17 protein-coding genes are annotated in these 19543 nt (G+C 60.6%); 13 read left to right on the top strand and 4 right to left on the bottom strand.

Annotation, left to right across the window (positions count from 1 at the left end):
- Nucleotides 1-12: 12 nt before the first annotated feature.
- From F4V60_RS00645 to F4V60_RS00680, 8 genes are all read left to right on the top strand, one after another.
- Entirely contained in the window at nt 13-1407 is a 1395-nt protein-coding gene (locus F4V60_RS00645; protein ID WP_075728870.1) for an ABC transporter substrate-binding protein, read from the top strand.
- Nucleotides 1404-2699, top strand: a complete 1296-nt coding sequence (locus F4V60_RS00650; RefSeq protein ID WP_075728871.1) for an alkaline phosphatase family protein — start codon at nt 1404-1406, stop codon at nt 2697-2699. The genes F4V60_RS00645 and F4V60_RS00650 overlap by 4 nt, the downstream gene beginning before the upstream one ends.
- 141 nt (nt 2700-2840) lie before the next feature.
- Nucleotides 2841-4262, top strand: coding sequence for an AMP nucleosidase (gene amn, locus F4V60_RS00655; protein ID WP_075728872.1), 1422 nt, complete (start codon nt 2841-2843; stop codon nt 4260-4262).
- 129 nt (nt 4263-4391) lie between these two features.
- Nucleotides 4392-4919 carry a phosphoribosyltransferase gene (locus tag F4V60_RS00660; protein ID WP_084559097.1) on the top strand — a complete coding sequence of 176 codons (528 nt, stop codon included), beginning with the start codon at nt 4392-4394 and terminating at the stop codon, nt 4917-4919.
- Nucleotides 4920-5048: 129 nt separating this feature from the next.
- A complete protein-coding gene (locus F4V60_RS00665) occupies nt 5049-6452 on the top strand; it encodes a SulP family inorganic anion transporter (protein ID WP_084559243.1) in 1404 nt (467 codons plus the stop codon).
- 116 nt (nt 6453-6568) lie between these two features.
- Nucleotides 6569-7159 (top strand): biliverdin-producing heme oxygenase, encoded by a 591-nt coding sequence (locus tag F4V60_RS00670; RefSeq protein WP_075728875.1) that lies wholly within the window; start codon nt 6569-6571, stop codon nt 7157-7159.
- Nucleotides 7160-7288: 129 nt separating this feature from the next.
- A complete protein-coding gene (locus F4V60_RS00675) occupies nt 7289-7777 on the top strand; it encodes a ferritin (protein ID WP_075728876.1) in 489 nt (162 codons plus the stop codon).
- 121 nt (nt 7778-7898) lie between these two features.
- A complete protein-coding gene (locus tag F4V60_RS00680; protein WP_075728877.1) occupies nt 7899-8492 on the top strand; it encodes an HAD-IA family hydrolase in 594 nt (197 codons plus the stop codon).
- 26 nt (nt 8493-8518) lie between these two features.
- On the opposite strand, the gene F4V60_RS00685 is transcribed toward F4V60_RS00680, so the two are convergent.
- Both F4V60_RS00685 and F4V60_RS00690 read right to left on the bottom strand, forming a co-directional pair.
- A complete protein-coding gene (locus tag F4V60_RS00685; protein WP_141255909.1) occupies nt 8519-9646 on the bottom strand; it encodes an ROK family protein in 1128 nt (375 codons plus the stop codon).
- Between the two features lie 105 nt (nt 9647-9751).
- Nucleotides 9752-10504 carry an NAD-dependent deacylase gene (locus tag F4V60_RS00690; protein WP_075728878.1) on the bottom strand — a complete coding sequence of 251 codons (753 nt, stop codon included), beginning with the start codon at nt 10502-10504 and terminating at the stop codon, nt 9752-9754.
- A gap of 82 nt (nt 10505-10586) precedes the next feature.
- Here F4V60_RS00690 and F4V60_RS00695 point away from each other — a divergent pair, with 82 nt between their 5' ends.
- Together F4V60_RS00695 and F4V60_RS00700 are read left to right on the top strand one after the other, a co-directional pair.
- Nucleotides 10587-11156 (top strand): LOG family protein, encoded by a 570-nt coding sequence (locus F4V60_RS00695; RefSeq protein WP_075730941.1) that lies wholly within the window; start codon nt 10587-10589, stop codon nt 11154-11156.
- A 69-nt stretch (nt 11157-11225) separates the two neighbouring features.
- Complete coding sequence (locus F4V60_RS00700) at nt 11226-12887, top strand: DUF885 domain-containing protein (RefSeq protein ID WP_075728879.1); 1662 nt, start codon at nt 11226-11228, stop codon at nt 12885-12887.
- A 17-nt stretch (nt 12888-12904) separates the two neighbouring features.
- Here the strand turns inward: F4V60_RS00700 and F4V60_RS00705 are convergent, their stop codons facing one another.
- On the bottom strand, nt 12905-14095 hold the full coding sequence (locus F4V60_RS00705; RefSeq protein ID WP_084559098.1) for an AbrB family transcriptional regulator: 1191 nt from the start codon (nt 14093-14095) through the stop codon (nt 12905-12907).
- Here F4V60_RS00705 and F4V60_RS00710 point away from each other — a divergent pair.
- A complete protein-coding gene (locus F4V60_RS00710; protein ID WP_075728880.1) occupies nt 14094-14864 on the top strand; it encodes a TSUP family transporter in 771 nt (256 codons plus the stop codon). The two genes, F4V60_RS00705 and F4V60_RS00710, sit on opposite strands and share 2 nt — an antisense overlap.
- 10 nt (nt 14865-14874) lie before the next feature.
- On the opposite strand, the gene F4V60_RS00715 is transcribed toward F4V60_RS00710, so the two are convergent.
- Complete coding sequence (locus F4V60_RS00715; RefSeq protein ID WP_075728881.1) at nt 14875-17172, bottom strand: ATP-dependent RNA helicase; 2298 nt, start codon at nt 17170-17172, stop codon at nt 14875-14877.
- Between the two features lie 88 nt (nt 17173-17260).
- On the opposite strand from F4V60_RS00715, the gene F4V60_RS00720 reads away from it, so the two are divergent.
- Both F4V60_RS00720 and F4V60_RS00725 read left to right on the top strand, forming a co-directional pair.
- Nucleotides 17261-17659 carry an ArsR/SmtB family transcription factor gene (locus tag F4V60_RS00720; RefSeq protein WP_075728882.1) on the top strand — a complete coding sequence of 133 codons (399 nt, stop codon included), beginning with the start codon at nt 17261-17263 and terminating at the stop codon, nt 17657-17659.
- Nucleotides 17656-19530 (top strand): heavy metal translocating P-type ATPase, encoded by a 1875-nt coding sequence (locus F4V60_RS00725; RefSeq protein WP_075728883.1) that lies wholly within the window; start codon nt 17656-17658, stop codon nt 19528-19530. The genes F4V60_RS00720 and F4V60_RS00725 overlap by 4 nt, the downstream gene beginning before the upstream one ends.
- Nucleotides 19531-19543 lie beyond the last annotated feature (13 nt).

Below are 19543 nucleotides of genomic sequence, written 5' to 3' on the forward strand. Positions count from 1 at the left end.
CACATTCTCATCATGCATAACCGCCGTGATCTCATTTTGAGCCGTCGTTCCATACTCGCAGCTATGGGCCTTGGCGCTGCCGGCCTCGGCTTGAGCGCCTGCGTAGGCGTCTCCAGTGAAGGCTCGAAGGGCGCAGACGCCGCCGAGGGCAGTAGCTTACGCGCCGATTTCCAGCAGGCTCCGGTCGAAATCCCTGCGGAGTATAAGGATCGCACCCCCATCGTGTTCTGGGCACCTTTTACCGGCGTCAACTTCGACGCGGTAACGAAGCTTTTCGACGAGTTCAACAAGTCCCAGAGCGACATCTACGCGGCAGCTCAATCCCAAGGCAGCTACAACGATCTCTATCAAAAGTTCACTGCTGCACTGCGCGCTCGCAAGGTACCGGACATCGTATGCTTCCCCGAGCACCGTTGGCTCCAGTACTGGGAGGCCGATGCTTTGGCACCGCTTGACGGTTACTTCGATGATTCCTGGTCTCTCGACGTCTACATGGAGAACTACGTCGGAGAGGGCCAGGTCGGGGACCAAACCTACGTGGTGCCTTTCGCTCGCTCGACCCCGCTGTTCTACTACAACAAGGATCGCTTCCGCGAGGCAGGCCTTCCTGAAGAGGGGCCGAAGACCTGGTACGAGTACGCAGAGATGGCTCCGGACCTGCTGCGTCTCGATGCCGGCGGAAACCCGCTAAGCGCCTTCGCCTTCAGCAACGGTGACCAGTGGTACGGCCAGTCCCACATCTGGGCCTGGGGCGGCAACTTCTCCCGCGATACCACCATCACTGTCGACGAGGGGCCGATGACTGAGTGGCTCGACTGGAAGCGCAAGTTCATCCACACCGACCACTTCGGCTACATGGCGAAGTCCGGTTTCACTGATTTCACTACCGGAATTGCTGCAGCCTGCCACGGCTCTACTGCCTCGCTCGCAGGAGCAAAGAAGACTGCGGAGTTCGAGATTGGTACCGCCTTTATGTTGGGCAAAGACACTGCCGGCCCCAAGGTTCCCACCGGCGGTTCCGGCCTGTCCATTGTGAAGTCGGAGTCCCAAGAACGTCAGGATGCCTGTGCTGAACTCTTCCGTTTCTTGGCTCAGCCTGAGAAATCCGCACAGTGGCACCAAGAGACCGGCTACCTTCCTATCGTGAACGCTGCTCGTGACACCGACATTGTTAAGAAGCTCGTCGCCGAGGATCCGAACTACAAGACCGCGCTCGACCAGGTTCCCAATGCACAGACCGCTGACACCATCACCTGGTGGGAGGCGCCCGTTGAGAAGATCGACGAGGCAATGGCGGCCGTTTATGGCGACAACGCAGATCCTGCGGGCGAGGTCAAGAAGCTTCAGGCCGCCTTGGAAGACAACATGAAGAAGTACGCTGACACCATCACCGAGGTACAGCAGTGAATGAGCAACGCCTCCTAGTCATCTCCGTCGATGCGATGGAGGATGTCGACGCGAACTATGCGCGAACACTTCCCTCCTTCGCGCGCGTGCTCGAGGGCTGTGCCCAAGCGCAGATCCGCTCGGTTTATCCCACGTTGACTTACCCGGCCCATTCGGCACAGCTCACCGGGTGTCCGCCGGCACAGTCCGGAGTGTTTAATAACGTGCTCATGCAACCCGGCATCGATCACCCAGATTGGTTTTGGGACTATTCATTCTTGAATGTGCCTTCTATCTTGGATGCCGCGCATGAGGATGGACGTCGCGTCGCTGCAGTGCAATGGCCAGTCACGGCTGGTGCGCCCTTCGACATCATCATTCCGGAGATCGGAAATGTTGAGTCCACAGGAGGACTGCAGGCAACGATGCACTCGGTGTGTTCGGAGCGTGGCTTCGAGCTCTTTGAGCGGCATCAGGGCAAGATCATCACGGAACCGAAGACCAACCACGGCCCCTTCGCGGCGGCAGTGGGGGCGGATATATTGCGTGAAGATCATCCGGAAGTCATGTTCATTCACTTTGTGGAGCTCGACAGCGCGCGCCACAAGTATGGGCCAACCGGGCCACACGTCAATGCCGCACTCGAGGCCGTTGATGAGCGTCTCGGCGTTCTCTTCGCGGGACTCGATGATTCAGGTCATGCCGAGCAGACCAATATCGTCATTGTTTCGGATCACGGGCAGCTAGAAACACTCCAGCACACCAACCTCAATATCCTTTTCCGGGATCGGGGCTTTTTGAAAACCGATGAGGAAAACAATCTCCTCGATTGGGATATTTACCTGCATAGTGCGGGTCTATCTGGGCAGATCTTCTTGAAGGAAGGGCTCAGTTCACAGCGCCTGCGCGAGATCGAGGACCTTTTGGATGAGATCGTGGCGGAGCCGAAGTATCGCATTCGCGAGATCCTCACGGCAGCGGATGCACGCGAGCTCCACGGACTTGACGGTCCGTTTAGCTGGATCGTGGAATCCGAGCCGGGCGTTATCGTGGGCGGTGCCCTTGACAGACGCGTCGTCGTTCGGCGCCAGGACGAGGATTTCCGTGGCTATCTTGGAAATCACGGTCACCATCCCACGCAGGGGAATCAGCCGGTGTTCTTTGCCAAAGGCCCGGCGTTTCTGCCGGAGGCGGACGGCGGGCGCCGCGAGATGATCGAGGAGGCCGCGACCTTTGCCAAGGTTCTCGGTGTCGAACTGCCCACCGCGGTCGGTTCGGCGATGAGTGATCTGCTCATTCCTGAGCTGCGCTAGAAAAGGTCGGACGCTCGCTTTTCGCGTGCGTCAATAAGGGGTGTCTCGGCATGTGCGGCACCCCTTGGCCTACTGTGGGGCCCCTATCAGTTACTTTCTGCCGCCCTGCTGAATCGCAGTCCGGCAACTACACTTGTATGCATGACTGACCTGCAGCAAGTCCATTCTGTGGATGAGGCCGTCGAACGCCTCATTGAGCTCTATGACACCTCGTGCCTCTTGGCAAAACAGGCGTTGTCCACTGGAAATTACGAGGAATACCGTTATGTGACCTATCCCAAGATTGCGGTGGAGGTCCGGGAGTGGACGCCAATCGATCGTTCTGAGCCCTTCGGCTATGTTGATGAGGCGGGGCGTTATAGCGCGGTTATTTCCAAACCTCACCTCATCCGGGCGTATCTCCGCGAGCAGCTGGCGCGACTGGCAGGCAACTACCATTGCGATATATTTGTTGGCTACTCGGATCAGCGAATCCCGCCTGAGTACATCCGTGATTCGGGTGATGCCTCCGAGGCGCGTAGAGCAGGGGATAAGGCAGCCGAGATTCCGCGCCCCACTCTCGATGAGGTCAATGACGCGATCATTGACGGGGAATGGGAAGCATTCCATGGAGAGGAAAAGCCCCTCTTTCCCTTTGGGCCCCAGCGCTTTGATATTGCTTGCGCGCGCATCGAGCATTACACCGGCATTGAGGTGGACTCGGTGCAAAAGTACATCCTCTTCACCAACTACGCCATGCATACCACCGAGTTTGTATCCTTCGGGCTGCGCGAGCTAACGAAGGAAGACTCTCGGTATAAGGCGCTAGTCTTGCCCACTGGGGAGACCATTCATCCCAACGATGCGGTGGCGCTCGATATTGATGAGCTCACTTTAACGTCCCGTTTCCAGATGCCACGTTTCGATCTCATCACCGATGTAGGGGATGGAATCACCATGATCAATATTGGCATCGGCCCCTCTAATGCCAAGACGATCACGGATTGCCTAGCGGTCTTGCGCCCCGAGGCTTGGATCATGATCGGGCACTGTGCAGGCCTGGATGGGCGCATGCGCATCGGTGACCTCATCTTGGGCAACGCCTATCAGCGTGAGGATCATATTCTCGATAACCGGGTGGCCACGGGGAATCCCATTCCGGCTATCCCGGAGATTCAGCGGATGCTGGAAGCCTCTGTGGACGAGGTCTATGGCAGTGACAATCCGCTGATGCGCACGGGCACAGTGCTTTCCACCGATGATCGCAATTGGGAGTGGCGCACCAACCGTGACCTTTGGGGTTGGCTCCAGCATTCGACGGCGGTGGCAGTGGACATGGAATCCTGCACTTTGGCTGCCAACGGTTATCGTTATCGCATTCCCTATGGAACACTGCTTTCGGTCTCGGATTTACCCTTGCATGCGGTGCCGAAGCTGCCCGCCCAAGCCCAAGCATTCTACTCCAACTCCAAAGAAGCCCACGTCATGTGTGCGGTACGCGCGATGGAACAGTTGGCGGAGAATCCGGAGCGGCTGCGCACGCGCAAGCTGCGCCGAACCTTGGGTGAGGTTCCTTTCCGCTAAACGTCTGATACTCGCCCGGTACCTACCTGCCACTCTTTTGGGCAGTTTTTGACGCTCTTTTCTCCCATGACGCGTGGCCTCGCTACACTATGGGGAAAGCCAAAAGGATTCTTCTAAGGAGCCAGCTGCATCGTGAGCGTCAATAACACCCCGGAGTGGGTTCACCCAGAACGCGAGAACCTAACGTGGGAGACGTTCGGCGAAGCCAGCCGCAACCTCTCTCAGCAGATCATTGACTCGGGGTGGTTTCCGGATCTGATCGTTGGCGTTGCTCGAGGCGGTCTCATCCCGGCCGGCGCCATTGGCTATGCCATTGGTGTCAAGGCCATGGGCGCCATCAACGTGGAGTTCTATACCGATATTGGTCAGACTCTCCCGGATCCGGTCATCCTCGACCCACAGCTAGATACCGCCTCTTTGCGCGACAAGAAGGTCCTCATCATCGATGACGTGGCGGATTCAGGCAAGACGCTCGACTTGGTGGTCAACTTCTTAGAGGAGACCGCGTCCGAGGTACGCTCCGCGGTGATTTACACCAAGCCGACCACCATCTTCGAGCCGGACTTCTCCTGGCTGAAGACGGATAAGTGGATCAACTTTGCTTGGTCGGTCCTGCCGGTCATCACCGCTGATGGCTCCTTTAGGGAAGGCGCCTAAAGCGCACTACACTGCTGTTGCGTGCCTAAACAACAGCAATCAGCGTCCGCCCGCTCGAACGCTAACGCCGCGCCCACCGGCGTCATCGCGAGCTTCCGCTATGCCTTTTCCTCCCCCGCACGGTTGCGGATGGAGGTATTCGGCGGCATTGCGGTCGCCCTCGCGCTTATCCCCGAGGTCTTGAGTTTTTCCATCTTGGCCGGGTTAGATCCGCGCACGGGCCTGTATGCCTCGGTCATCATGGCTATATCCATTGCATTTACCGGTGGGCGCCCAGCAATGATCTCGGCTGCGGCCGGCGCGGTGGCGCTGGTCATTGCGCCTTTGGCCAAGGCTCATGGCCTCGATTATGTGGTCGCGGCTGTGCTTCTGGCCGGTGTTATTCAGATAACTTTGGGCCTGCTCGGCTTTGCCAAGCTCATGCGGTTTATCCCGCGCAGCGTGATGATAGGTTTCGTCAACGGTCTGGGCATCTTGATGTTTCTGGCGCAGCTGCCCTACCTGCACGATGTGCCGTGGACGGTCTACCTCCTCGTTGGCCTGGGCTTGGTCTTGATGCTGGGATTGCCCCGCCTCAACCCCGCCATTCCGACACCCCTAGTCGCCATCGTCGTTGTCACCGCCGTGGCGTGGGCCGCGGGCTGGCGGGTCCCCGAAGTTGCAGATACGGGCGAGCTTCCCAGAGGCTTGCCCGGCCTATTTCTGCCGCAGATTCCTTGGAACATGGAGACGTTTATAGTGATTGCGCCTTATGCGGCCGCCGTGGCTTTGGTGGGTTTGATGGAGTCGTTGTTGACCGCCAAGCTCGTTGATGACATCACGGATGTGCACTCCGATAAGACCCGCGAATCGCTGGGGCAGGGCGTGGGCAACATACTTTCTGCAGCCATTGGTGGCATGGGTGTGTGCGCGATGATTGGGCAGACCATGATCAACGTCAAGACTTCCGGAGCACGCACGCGCTTGTCGACGTTCCTCGCCGGCGTCTTCCTCCTCATCCTCTGCCTCGGGCTGGGAGACTTCGTGGGCAGGATCCCCATGGCGGGGCTCGTCGCTGTGATGATCGTGGTGGCGGCAACGACCGTGAATTGGCATTCGGTACGGCTCCGCACGCTGCGGCTGATGCCGCTTTCGGAGACCCTATGTATGGTGATCACCGTCGTGGGAACCGTGCTGACAAAGAACCTTGCTATCGGGGTTATTCTGGGTGTAATCGCCGCCACCTTGGCCTTTGCGCAGAAGGTGGCGCACCTAGTCAGTGTCGAGGAAACCGCGCCAGGGAAGTATCAAGTGCTGGGACAACTGTTTTTCGCTTCCTCGAATGACCTGGTCTATAGCTTTAACTACCGCGCTGCGGAATCCACGGTCATCATCGATCTTTCCAAGGCGGAGATCTGGGATGCTTCGGCCGTTGCCGCGCTGGATTCGGTGAGGCATAAGTACAGCCAGCATGGAGTCATCGTGGAGTTTCGCGGCCTCGATGGTCCGAGCCAGAGGCGTTTAGCGCGCCTGAGCAAGGCGATGGGGGAGTAGCTGCGAGTAGTACTTTCGAACCAATTTTCATTCCCCCTGTTGCACTTTAGGTAAGGCTAACTTTATTCTGTTGGCAGTACTTTGTTGCAGGATATCTATGAAGCGTAGGAGGGTGAATGATGACCATCGCAATGGAAAGAACCAGCCTGGCACAGCCCCTGTCGGATGCATTGTATAAAGAGACTGTCCGTGCACACATGGGTGCCGGGGTTAGTCACCTTGGTTTGACTCCGCATAGTGCGGGCAATCGAGGTTTGTCCGTCTATCGGGGCCAGTTGTGGTTCATTTACGAGGCGCTCGAGCGCTCGGCGAGGGCCGTGGCTGGTACCGAATTTGGTTCGCTCATCTTTGGCTACGCGGGTAGAAGCCGCAGGGAACTTGAGCAGGACCTGGAAGGCACTTGGGGAGGTAACTGGCGTGAGCGTCTAAGGCTCCTGCCTGCCACTGCAGCTTATGTGGCGCGGCTCGAAGAAACTGCTGATGCGGAGTTTTCTCTGCAGGTCTTAGCCCAGCATTGTGCACGCTGTGTGGGCGATTCTGCCGTGGGGGTTATGTGTGGGCCAGGATCTGCTTGGATTGATTCCTTGCGCTTGGGCGAAGGTGAGCGCGCGCAGTTCATGCAAGAGGTGGCAACGGCCTGCAAGTTCAGTGCACTTCTGTCGAGCGAAATTGTCCGGCAGAGGCGGCATATAGGCAGTCATAACTAAGGTGAGCCTACCGGAATTGGTGGTTGACATGCAGGTTTGGTTAAGCAAGCCTCGCTAGCGTGTGCCAAATAATTCTGTAAAGTAAATAGCAGTTGTTAATAAATCACTCGCACAGAGAGGTATTTTCTTATGAACGAGAAGCTACAGACCCTTCTAAATACTCAGGTCATCAACGAGCACGGCGCTGCTCTTGTCTACACCCAGCTCGCTTACGAGATGGATGATCTTTCTTTCCCCGGTATGCGTGACTGGTTCTACGCACAGGCCGAGGAGGAGCGCACCCACGCGCAGAAGCTGGCTGATCACCTGCTTGACCGCGGCTACCGCGTAGAGCTCGGTGACATTCCGGTGCCCTCCATCAAGGCTGCCACCCCGCTGGATGCTTTCGAGGCTGCTTATGCTCACGAGCAGAAGGTCTCCGGTCAGATTCGGGAGATCGCCCGCCTGGCTGATGAGGTGCAGGACCTCGATTCCCGCGCGCTGGTCAACTGGTTCCTCAACGAGCAGATCGAGGAAGAGGACACCGTTTCTGAGATCATCGACCAAATCAAGCTCGTCGGCAATGACGGCTCTGGTCTGCTGCGCATCGATGCTCGTCTCGGTTCCCGTGACAACTAAGAGCTAGACGCCGAGTGGGCTAAGCACTAAGCCATAGTTCTTTCATCTCCCACCTCGCCCCGCTTCGGGCAGGTGGGAGATTTTTTCTGGCTCTTGCCGCGCCCGCGGCTAAACTAGTTTCATGGCGCAACTTCTATTCGATATGTATGGCGTGCTCATGCGCCCTGCAACGGTGCAGTCGCGGGAGCAGCTAGAGAGCTTTATCGCCCCACCCTCACCGGCGAAGTTTTGGGAAGCCTACGAGGAATTGCGCCCAGCCTATGACGTGGGTGAGCTCAGTGACACCCACTATTGGGAGCAGGTAGCGGCCCTAGCAGGAATCGCCGAATGTGACGTTGCCGGCGCGGTGGAGATTGATAGCAGCGCTCTCGTGGAATCGGATCCGGAGATAGTGGAGTTGGTTCTGCAGCTCATTGCCCGGGAACATGCGGTGGGCATTCTCTCCAATGTCCCGGCCACGGCTGCCGAGTTGGTGCGCGCGAAGCATCCATGGCTGGAGGAGTGCGCGGCGGTGGTTTTTAGCTGTGATATCGGCGTCTCCAAGCCGGATCCGGAGGCCTACGCCGTGGCTATTGATGCCCTGGGGGGCGGAAAAGCTACCTACTTTTTCGATGATTGCGCCGATAACGTCACTGCAGCCACCAAGGCTGGCCTGCGCGCGCATCTTTTTACTGGGGTGAATGCGCTGCGCGGGGTCCTAGCGGACGTCTCCTAGCCTCCTAAGCTGGGGAAACCCGCTGCTTAGACGTGGGAGGTGGCCAGCTCCAGCGGGGTGCGTAGGAGCGGGTCGAGGGCCACGGCGCGGGCGATGGCGCGCACTACTTCCTCATGGGAGGGGATCATGCGCAGCTTGACGGAGCGGCCGACGGATTCGCGGACGGCGGCGGCGAAGAGCTGGGGGGCTGCCGGATCGTCCAAGAAGGCACCGCCGGAGATGACTGCAGCCCCGGGTCGATGCGAGGAGATGAGCCGAGAGGTAATGGCGCCGAGTTGGCGGACGCGCTCGTCGAGGATGTTACGTGCTGCGGGGGAGTGCTCCGCGAGCGTGACTGCCTCGGGGAGGGAAGAGGCGCTTAAACCATGGCCTGCGAGTTCGCGGAGCACGGCTGCAGTGGTGAGCAGATCCTCAGATGCCCCAGAGCCAAAAACTGCAGAATCTGTGCTCGGAAGTGGGATAACTTGGCTGACTTCATCGCCCGCAGAGTAGGCGGCGCCGATGGAATCGGCAGCAAAGAGGGTCAAGACCTTTTCCTCGCTGCCGAATTCGGCGGCTTGGGTTTCGGAACCCAGAATCGCAGGGATGGCGGAGGACACCACGACCGGCACACCGAATTGGTAGTCAAGGCGTGCGGCGATGTCTACTCCTTCCCATCCCAAGTTGGATGCGGTGACGAGGCCTTGGGAATCGACGGTGCCCGAGGTGGTAATTCCCACCGATACCAGTGGGCGCTCTAGCCCCGTCATCAGGCGGTTGACCCCGGCCAGGATGTGTTCGATGAAGTCATCCTCGCTCAGTTTTGCCACAGGGGTGGCGAATTCGCCGTTCTTGATGGTGCGGCCGAGGACGTCGTAAATCCCAATGAAGGTCACGGACGTGCCCACGGCAATGCCTGCGAGCACCCAATCATTGTCCGCTGCTTCAAGCGGCACGGTGGGGCGGCCACGCCCGCGTGATTGGGTGAACTCGTTACGTTGCCGGATGAGGCCGGCTTTGATGAGGGCCGCGGTGGCGCGGGTGATGGTGGGCTGAGATAAACCGGTGGCCGCTACCAACTCGCTGCGGGTGATGATGGGGTTGTGCCGGATTAAATGCAGGCACTTGGCCGCAGGTGTTCGGGGGCGTGTGAATACCGGGCCAGGTTTGATCATGCAAAGGAGTATAAACTCGATAGACTGCATTGTCTAATGGGTGATACCAGTTATAGACCGCATGGTATGCACGTGGTCTGCGGTGTTGCTCCTGCGCTGCCTGGGCTAATGTGTATCCCGTTCTGTGGCAAGCTGGGGCAAGGCTCGCGCGGCAGTGCTTTTCCATAACACGCTGGCCAGAGGGCTCAACTCCGTTTCCTGGGGGGAAATCTCCACGATGGGCACGCCCGCCTCTTCGGCCAGGAAGGGCAGCTGCGCCGCCGGGTAGACCACGCCGGAGGTACCCACGATAAGGAGGAGATCGCAGAGAGAAATCTCCTCCTCCGCCATCTCCCATTCGCGCTGGGGTAGGGCCTCACCAAACCACACCACGCCGGGGCGGATGAGACCCCCGCAGGCCGGGCAAAGGGGTGGAACCTCGGTCTCCACGTCCCCAGAAAAAGCCCGCGCGCACTCCGCGCAGCGAAACTCAAAGAGGGAACCGTGCAGATGAACAACGGATGTGGCGCCGCCGCGCTCGTGGAGATTATCAATATTCTGGGTAACAACCTGGGCTTTGTTGCCCCAGGCGCCAATGGCCAGGTGCCCCGCGTTGGGCTCGGCTTGAGCTGCTTGGCGACGACGCTTGTGGTACCACCGCCACATCGGCTCTGGGTCGCGCTCCCAGGCGTCAATGGAGGCCATGTCCAGTGGATCCACCCCTTCCCACAGCCCGCTGTCCGCGTCGCGGTAGGTATTCAACCCCGACTCGGCCGACATCCCGGCACCGCTGAATACCACGACGTGCTGCGCTGATGCGAAGATCTCGCGGGCGCGCGCGGCTGCTGGGCCGGAGGATTGGTGTGTGCTGTGCTTCATAATTAATGAGTGGATGCGGTGGACTTCACCTTATTTCTTGTTCACCACGACTCTAGCTCACTGGAGTCTTATGCTGAAGGGCATGAAATCTGTTGCTGTGTATTGCGGTTCGGCGTTGGGTAATTGCGAAGAATACGTCGACGCGGCGCGGCAACTGGGGTCCGAGCTGGCGGCGCGGGGCATCAACCTGGTCTACGGTGGCGGCAATATTGGGCTTATGGGGGTCATTGCGGACTCCTGTCTGGCGGCCGGGGGAACTGTGACGGGTGTGATCCCCGAGCAGCTGGTAGACCTTGAGCTCTCCCACCCCGGTCTCAGCAGCCTCGAGGTGGTCCCCACCATGGCCGAGCGCAAGACGCGGATGGAGGAACTCGCGGACGCATTTGTGTGTCTACCAGGCGGAGTTGGCACCCTGGAAGAATTGGCGGAGGTGCTCACCATGCAGCAGCTGGGCACCATCGCCGGGCCGGTGGGCCTGGTCGATGTGGGGGGCTTCTGGCAGTCCTTTTTAGAGATGTACGCGGGTATGGCGCGCGCCGGGTTCGTGCAACAACGCTTCGTAGAAGCTATCGTGTTAGACAGTTCACCAGCCACAGTGCTCGATAAATTCGCTGGTTGGAGGCACCCCGGCAATAAGTGGGACAACAATTAGTTAACAAGCTGGCAACAGACCGGGCTGGGGCTGGCACCGAGATACGTTTGGTGGTTAGACTTCACCCTCATGAGTTCAGAGCAAAATGCGAAGCGTCAGCCCTCTCTCCTCGATGCTTCCTGCGACAACTTTGTCCATGATCTGGCAGAGTTGAGCCCCACCGAGGCCACCGCCTGGGGCATCCCCGGCTACGAAGGTGAGTTGCAGGACTTTTCCCCCGCCTACTTCGAGGAGGTCGCCGACCGCACCCGGGAGATGATGGCGGACCTCGACGCACTCGATGACACGACCGATGAGTCCGATGATGAGGATGACTTCGACGACGTCGACTACGTCACCGCCGCAGTCCTGCGTGACCGCCTGTGTCTCGAGCTAGACCTTCACCACCACGGCGAGGACATCCGCTCTCTCAATAATATTTCCTCGCCCGTGCAGACCATCCGCGATTCCCTGCTGCTCATGCCGCAGGAGACGGATGAGGACCACGAGGCCATCCGCTCCCGCCTCTCCAAGGTCGGAACGGCGCTCCACGGCTACCGCGATTCCCTGGTCGAGGCCGCCTCGCGCGGCATGATTCCCCCGCAGCGCCAGATCTCCGAGGTCATCGTGCAATGCGAGCGCCTAGCAGACGCCGATTCCATGCTCGATGGCCTAGGCGTCCACGGCAGCGAGATCGACTCCGCCAAGACCGCCTTCGGCGACTTCTCCGATTGGCTCTCCAACGAGCTCCAGCCCCAGTCCTCCACGGAGGACGCCGTGGGCCGCGAGCGCTATGAGCGCTTCTCCCGGCTCTTCGTCGGGGACACGGTAAACCTCGATGAGGCCTATGAGTGGGGCCTACAGCGCTTGCAGGAAATCCGCGTTGAACAAGAGGCCATTGCCCACCAGCTTTATGGCTCGGAGTGCAGCACCCGTGCGGCCATGCGTAACCTCAATCAAGAGGAGCGCTACCAGCTGCGCGGTACCGAGGCCTTGGTGAAGTGGATGCAGGAAACTGCCGATAACGTCATCACCGAGCTCAACGGCTCCGCCTTCGATATCCCGGAGGAGATCCTGGACATCGAATGCTGCATCGATCCAGCTGGCACCGGCGGCATCTTCTACACGCCACCGGCCGATGACTTCTCCCGGCCGGGCCGTATGTGGTGGTCTGTGCCCGCAGGCCAAGACCTCTTCCACACCTGGCAGGAACTGACCACCGTCCACCACGAGGGCGTACCCGGACACCACCTGCAGATCGGCACCGCACTCGTCCAAGAAGATCTCAACCTGTGGCGCCGCGCGGTGACGTGGAACTCCGGGCACGGCGAGGGCTGGGCGCTCTACGCCGAGCAGTTCATGGCGGACATGGGCTACCTCGAGGACCCCGGCTTCCGCATGGGATTGCTCGACTCGCAGCGCCTGCGTGCCGCCCGCGTTGTGGTCGACATCGGACTGCACTTGGGCAAGAAGCTGCCGGATGCCAATAGCTCCGGCAAGTGGGATAAATCCCACGTCAAGACCTTCATGCGGGAGAACACCGCCATGGATGATGCCAACCTCAACTTCGAGGTCACCCGCTACCTGGGGTGGCCGGGCCAAGCCCCCTCCTATGCCCTCGGCGAGCGCCTGTGGCAGAACACCCGGGACTCCGCCGTGGCCCAGGGCATGGAGGTCAAGGACTTCCATTCGCAGGCCCTAGCCCTAGGCTCTGTGCCCATGTCTATCCTGCGCGACATCATCCTCAACTAGCGCGAAAACATGCTCAGCTAGTCTGCGCCTTCAGTAGCGCCACTGCCACCGTTTCCGCCCCTGTGCCGGCGGAAGCGGTCGTAGAGGGAAATAAGCTGCGGCAAGTAGCCGGCAATGCCAAGAACCAAGAGCAGCCGGATTATCTGCAGCGCCACCACAGCCGGGCCTGCCCCACCCTCTGAGGACAAGGCCAGCACCGTCTCGAGCGCGCCGGGACTCGTGGCCAGGTAGGCCTCGAAGTAGGAGATGCCCATGATCCACACCAGGGGCACTGCCGATGCCGCGCAGACGCCGATGACCAGCACGATGTAGAGGATCGTGGCCGGAAGCTGTTTGCTAAAGCTCTTGAGAGCCTGCATGGAAAGCCCGCCGCCGCACACCCAGCCGATGCTCAAGAAGGCCAGGATCCTGAAAGGCTCGATGGGCTGCATCGTCATATCCGGTGGCAAGAAAGCGGAGATTATCACCGTGAGCAGCAGCGGGCCCATGACCGTTGCCACCGGCAAGTGAATGCGTTTGCCCAGTGGCTCTCCCACCAGCGCCACCAGCAGGACAATGAGAACCATCCACCAGTGCGGGTCGGCGTCGGCAGCCTTGAGGTGCTCCCCGCCGCTGGGAGTGGCCATGAAACTGACCACCATGGGCAGGCTGATGGAGACCGCCAGCAGACGCAAGTACTGCGTGAGCGCCACGTAGCGATAGTCCGCGCCAAGCTCATCTGCCAACACCGGCATCATCGACGCCCCGCCGGGCAGCATGGACAAGATGCCCGTCTCCCGCCCCACCGCCCGTGGTTGCGCGCGGTGTAAGAGCACGCCGCCACCAATGCCGACGAGGATGGTGATCAAGGCGATGGCTATGCCGATGGGGAGGTAGCCAAGCAAAGAGCTTATCGACATCGTGGTGAGCGGAAGCGCAGCCAGGATGCCGATGAAGCCGCGACTTAAAGAGTAGACGTGCTTGTTGACGGGCACCTCGTGGTGAGTAACCAGCGCCACTCCCGCGGAGACCACAATTGCAGCTATAATCCACGCTGCCGGCACTCCCCAGCGATCAAAGAGCCATCCCAACAAGACCGATACCGGTACAACGAAGGCCCAGCGCAGCGCCAGGCTCCTATCAAAGGGGCGCCGATGCGATTCTTCTGCCAAACCAATCTCCCAACTAATACCGTTGCCGAGTCTAACGCGGTTTAAGATGTCACCCATGGAATTAGAGCTAGGGCAGTGGGCCATTTTGCTCATTGGGGCCGCCGGTGCCGGTTGGATCGATGCGCTCATCGGCGGCGGGGGACTCATCTTGGTTCCTCTTATCATGGCGGTGCTGCCCGGTCTGCCGCCGGCGGCAGCGCTCGCCACCAACAAGCTGGCTGCGGTCTCCGGAACTGCCTCTGCCGCCTTTACCCTGGTGCGCAAGGTTCGCCCTCCGGCGGGCGAACTCATCCGCTATGTCCTCGTGGCTCTCCTCTGCGCCGGGATGGGCGCGAGCGTGGCGGCCAGCCTCGACAAGGACATCATGCGCCCGCTCATCATCATGCTCATGGTGGCGGTGGGTATCTTCGTGGCCTTCAAGCCCAGCTTTGGTACCACCCGCTCGGAGGGACTGCGCGGGGGATGGCGCACCTGGGCCGCGCTGGCAGCCGTGGCGGTGGTCTCCTTCTACGACGGCATCTTCGGGCCCGGCACCGGAATGTTCCTCATCATGGCCTTCACCTTTGTCTTTCAACAGAACTTCTTGAAATCGGCGGCCATGGCAAAGGTAGTCAATACCGCCACCAACCTCGGTGCCTTGGCCGTGTTCATCGCGGGAGGACATGTGTGGTGGTTGCTAGGCATCACACTGGCCATTGCCAATATTATTGGGGCACAGCTGGGGGCTCGCACCGTCCTCAACGGCGGAACCAAGCTCATCCGCTACGCACTGTTGGCGTTGGTGGTGGTGATGAGCGTGTATCTTTCCATCCAGCAGTGGGGATAGGAGAGACCGGCTAATGCCGGTGCTGCCTATTCTTGGTGCGCGCGGTGGCCTGCGCGCTGCGAGGGTCCTCGGGCCACGGGTGCTTGGGGTAGCGCCCGCGCATCTCGGAGCGGACCCCGGCGTAGGGGCCATCCCAGAAGCTGGCGAGATCGTCGGTGACTGCCAGCGGCCGCCCAGCGGGGGAGAGCAGGTGGAATTGCACCCGCTGCCCGCAGTATTCGGGCGAGGAAGCAAGGCCGAAGCACTCCTGTAGCTTGACGCTGACGACGGGGCGATCCCCGGACCAATCAATGGCGGCACTGCGCCCCGAGGGGACCGGCAGGCGGGTGGGGGCTAGCTCGTCGAGGCGAGTGGCTTCCGGCCAAGGCAACAGGCGTTGCAGGGCGGGGTAGAGGTCGATCTTCTTGGCTGGGGTGCCGCGCGCTATCTGGTTGAGCTCCGGGCCCAGCCACTGAGAAGGATCGGACTTAGCGATGTCCGGCCAAGGCGCACCGTAGTAGTTGTGCAGGTGGCGCAAGCGATCCCGCAAGGCGCGGGCTTTCTCGCTGAAGTGGAAGAGCCCCAGGCCTTCTTCCCGGATGCCGGCGGCGAGAGCAGCAGTCGCAGCCGCGCCGCTTATCTGGACCGGGGTGGAGGAAAGCTCGATGGCACCTGCCCGGCGGATCTTGCGCCCGCGCACCTTGCCGCCCTCTAGAGTGGCTGTGGCCTCTTCGCTCACGCCGATCGCCGTCAGCGCGGCAGCTTCATCGATGCGCGCGGCGGCGCGGATGATGGCGTTTCCCGCGTTGGACAAAGATACCTCCGCTATCGCCAGCCACGGGGCGCCGGTCAGACCCGAGGCGTCGAGAAGCTTGGCCCTGGTGCCACTGGCCAGCAGGTACTCTGTGCCCTCCCGGCCGACCTGCCTGGCCACCTGGCTGGGAAAAGCGGCGGCGACCACTGACCCGGGATCCGCTGGTCCCTTGTCCTCCACCAGGCGGGAGAGGCGCTCGACCTCGCGGCGTGGCGGGTGGGCGCGGGTGATGTCTCCACGCGGAGTGTCCCCCAGCGCAGCCACCGTCGCCGCCGCGCGGGAACCGTACTTGAGCAGCGCCGCCCCCAGGCGTGGGTCCGTGGGCAAAAGCACCAGGCGCTGAGCGGTCTTGCCCTGCGCCCCAATCTCTTGCAGAGTTTGTTGGGCCTGTTCTAGTGCGGGTGCTGGTGGTGTATCAAGCAGCGGAAAATCCGGGCCCGCGCCCCAGCACTCGAGGAAGAGTGCCGCCGAGGTGAGATCGGCGCTTAAGATCTCCGGGGTGATATGCGGGCTAAAGTGCTGGTAGTCCTCGGCGGAATAGCAGCGCACCACGGTGCCCGGAGCCTCACGCCCGGCGCGACCGGCGCGCTGGTCGGCACTCGACTTTGAGGTGGAGACTGTCACCAGGCCTGACATACCGCGTTGGGCGTCGCGCCGGGGAACCCGAGATAGTCCAGCGTCAACCACCGTGCGAATGCCGGGCACGGTCAGGGAGGACTCGGCGATGGAGGTTGCAACGACGATGCGCCGGGCGTCGGTGTAGAGCGCCGCATCCTGTTGGGCGGAGGTCTGCTGGCCGTGCAAGGGGAAGACTGGTGCCTCGCTTTGTTCGGAGAGAGCCGAACAAACCAGGTTGACCTCGCGGACGCCGGGGACGAAGACCAAAGTGGATTCGGATTGCCGGGCGGCGATGCGCGCCACGCCGCGGTAGAACTCGGGACTTCCCGCAGCGCGCCCGGGCACAGGGGAATAGGTGACGTCGAGGGGATAGGTCACGGCCTCGGTGCGGTGAATGGGCGCGTCCATGAGCTGCGAGAAGCGTTGCGCATCCACCGTCGCCGACATGGCGATGACGCGGAAATCATCGCGCAGTTGGGCAAGCTCCAGGCACATGCCCAGCACCAAGTCGGTGTCGAGCTGACGCTCGTGGACCTCGTCGATGGCCACGGCGGAGACTCCCTCGAGCTCCGGGTCACGCAGCAACCTCCGCAGGAGCACGCCAGGGGTGAGAAACTCCACGGATTCGCCGTGGCGCGATTCCCCGCGAATGGCAAAGCCCACTTCCCCCGGCTGCCCCGACAGGGAGCGTAGCCGGTGTGCCGCCGCGCGCACTGCCACGCGGCGAGGCGCAGTTACCAGCACTTTGCCGGTGGATTGATTGGCCAGCGCGGGCGGGACCAGCGTGGTCTTGCCTGTGCCAGGCGGAGCCTGGACAACGACGTTGCCGGTAGTGGGCAGGGAGCCGATGGTCGCGGCGATGGGCAGGCCGGCGCCGATGCTGTCTAAGTCAAACATGATATGAGGGCAATACTATTGCCCGAGCCGTCGAAAGGGCTAGTCCCTTGACCTTGCGCTAGCGCAATACAAGTCTTAATATCTGCGTATGTGTGAAGATAATAAGACTTGCAGTTTTGGTGTAAAAAGCCAGTACGTGGATCTAGCGGCGGAAGTGTTCTCGCTATTGTCGGATGCCACGCGCATCAGGATTATTTTGGCTCTGCGGGACGGCGAACTCGCGGTAGGGGAGCTTGCCGAGCGAGTTGGAAAGCCACCGACAGCGGTTTCTCAGCATCTGGCGAAGCTGCGGTGGGGCAAGATAGTCGCCACCCGGCAAGAGGGGACGCGCGTGTACTACAGCTTGATAGATGAGCACGCACGGGCGTTGGTAACGCACGCGGTGTTCCAAGTAGAGCACGTTGTGGAGGGTATTCCTGCGCACCACAGGAAATCAGACGGGACTATAAGCACGAATGCGGAACTCAAAACCGAGGAAATCAAATGAGTGTGGCGGATACGCGCCAAGACGATGCCATCGCATTGACCAGCGCGGTGAACCTGTGGCGGAGAATTGACCGCGGCGATCTGGCGCGCACGCTGTTTGTTGCAGCCTGCACCCTAGCGGTTGCGCTCGGCATCAGTTGGCCGTGGCAGCAGGCGCCCGCGATTGCAGTCCTCGGAGTGGTGGTGGGCTGCTGGCCAATCCTCAAGGAGGCGTTCGAGGATGCTCGCGAGCGGCGCATGAGCATGGAGTTGTCGATGCTCATCGCTGTCGTTGCAGCAGCCGCGATTGGCGAGTGGGTTACAGCGCTGCTCATCACCACTTTCGTACTCGCCGCCGAGATACTCGAGGATCTCGCGATGGATCGTGGCCGCGATGCCCTCACCGACCTCATGACATTCTTGCCCGACATGGTGCAAGTACGACAGGGCGAAGACGCCGTGAATGTAGCGCTGGAACAGGTGAAGCCGGGGCAGATCATTATCGTTGCCCCTGGCGGACGCATCCCCGTTGATGGCGTCGTTGTAGCGGGTGAGTCGACAGCGGATCAGTCACGAATTACAGGCGAGTCATTGCCAGTCGAGGTATCTCCTGGAACCGAGGTCTTTGCCGGTTCGATCAACCAGATGGGTGCTGTTGAGCTACGGGCTGAGCGTGTCGGAGCGGAGTCTTCCTATGGACGCATTGTCTCAGCGGTGCGGCAGGCGCAGGAGTCTGAACCTCCCGTGCAGCGGCTGGCCGACAGGTTGGCTTCTTGGCTGATTTATTTAGCCCTCGGCGGCGCGGTCATCACGTACCTGGTTACACAAAACATCACCTCAACGATATCGGTCATCGTCGTCGCGGGTGCTTGTGGTGTGGTCGCAGGTACACCACTCGCTGTACTGGCAGCGATTGCTCGTATCGCACGTTCTGGCGCGTTCATCAAAGACGGCGCGCACCTCGAGGCATTGTCAACTGTCGATACAGTTGTGTTCGACAAAACCGGTACTCTCACCACAGGCACTCCCGCGGTCACTCAGATTCGCACAGCTCCAGGGGTGGCTGAAGAAGAACTGATGGCTATCGCAGCTGCGGCTGAATCTTACTCAGAGCATCCACTCGGGAAAGCAATAGTCGCGCATGCGCGTGAACTGGGGTTGCCCGTAGGCTCTGCTAGAGACTTCACCTACCGGCCCGGTTACGGTGTTAGCGCCACCGTCGCAGGAAAAGCTGTGAAGGCAGGGAGCCGAGCCCTTATCGCTGAGGCTCCCGACAATGTCGAGGGACGGGGCATTGCTACCGCTGTGCATGTGAGTATTGATGGTGCTTATGCAGGTACAATCTTGCTCGCAGATACGATTCGTGATTCCGCGAAGCAGGCAGTTGCCGAGCTACATCGCAGCGGACTGCGCACTCTCATCGTCACGGGCGACCAAGAAGCGACCGCGCGGGAAGTTGCCAACGAACTCGGGATTGATGAGGTGCACGCGGGCCTTTTCCCCGAGCAGAAGCTCAGCACTATCGATGCCGAACGAGCGGTCGGGCATCGACTGGCAATGATCGGGGACGGGGTGAACGACGCCCCCGCACTCGCTCGCGCGGATGTCGGCATCGCAATGGGATCAGGTACGGAGATTGCTCGTGACAGCGCAGACGTGGTGCTCATCAGCTCTGACCTGAACGATCTCGTGCGCACAGTGCAGGTTGCTAAGCGGGCGCGAAGAATTGTGATGTTTAACTTCGCGGGTACCATCGCCGTAGATATTATAGGAGTTGGTCTTGCCGCCTGTGGACTTCTTAGCCCTGTTGCTGCCGCGCTTATCCACGTCGGCTCAGAAACTGCATTCATCCTGAACTCTGCCCGCCTTATCCCAGGACGACGCGCCCGGTAGTGCAACCTGACTC

The organism is Corynebacterium flavescens (genome assembly GCF_008693105.1).
Classification (GTDB): domain Bacteria; phylum Actinomycetota; class Actinomycetes; order Mycobacteriales; family Mycobacteriaceae; genus Corynebacterium; species Corynebacterium flavescens.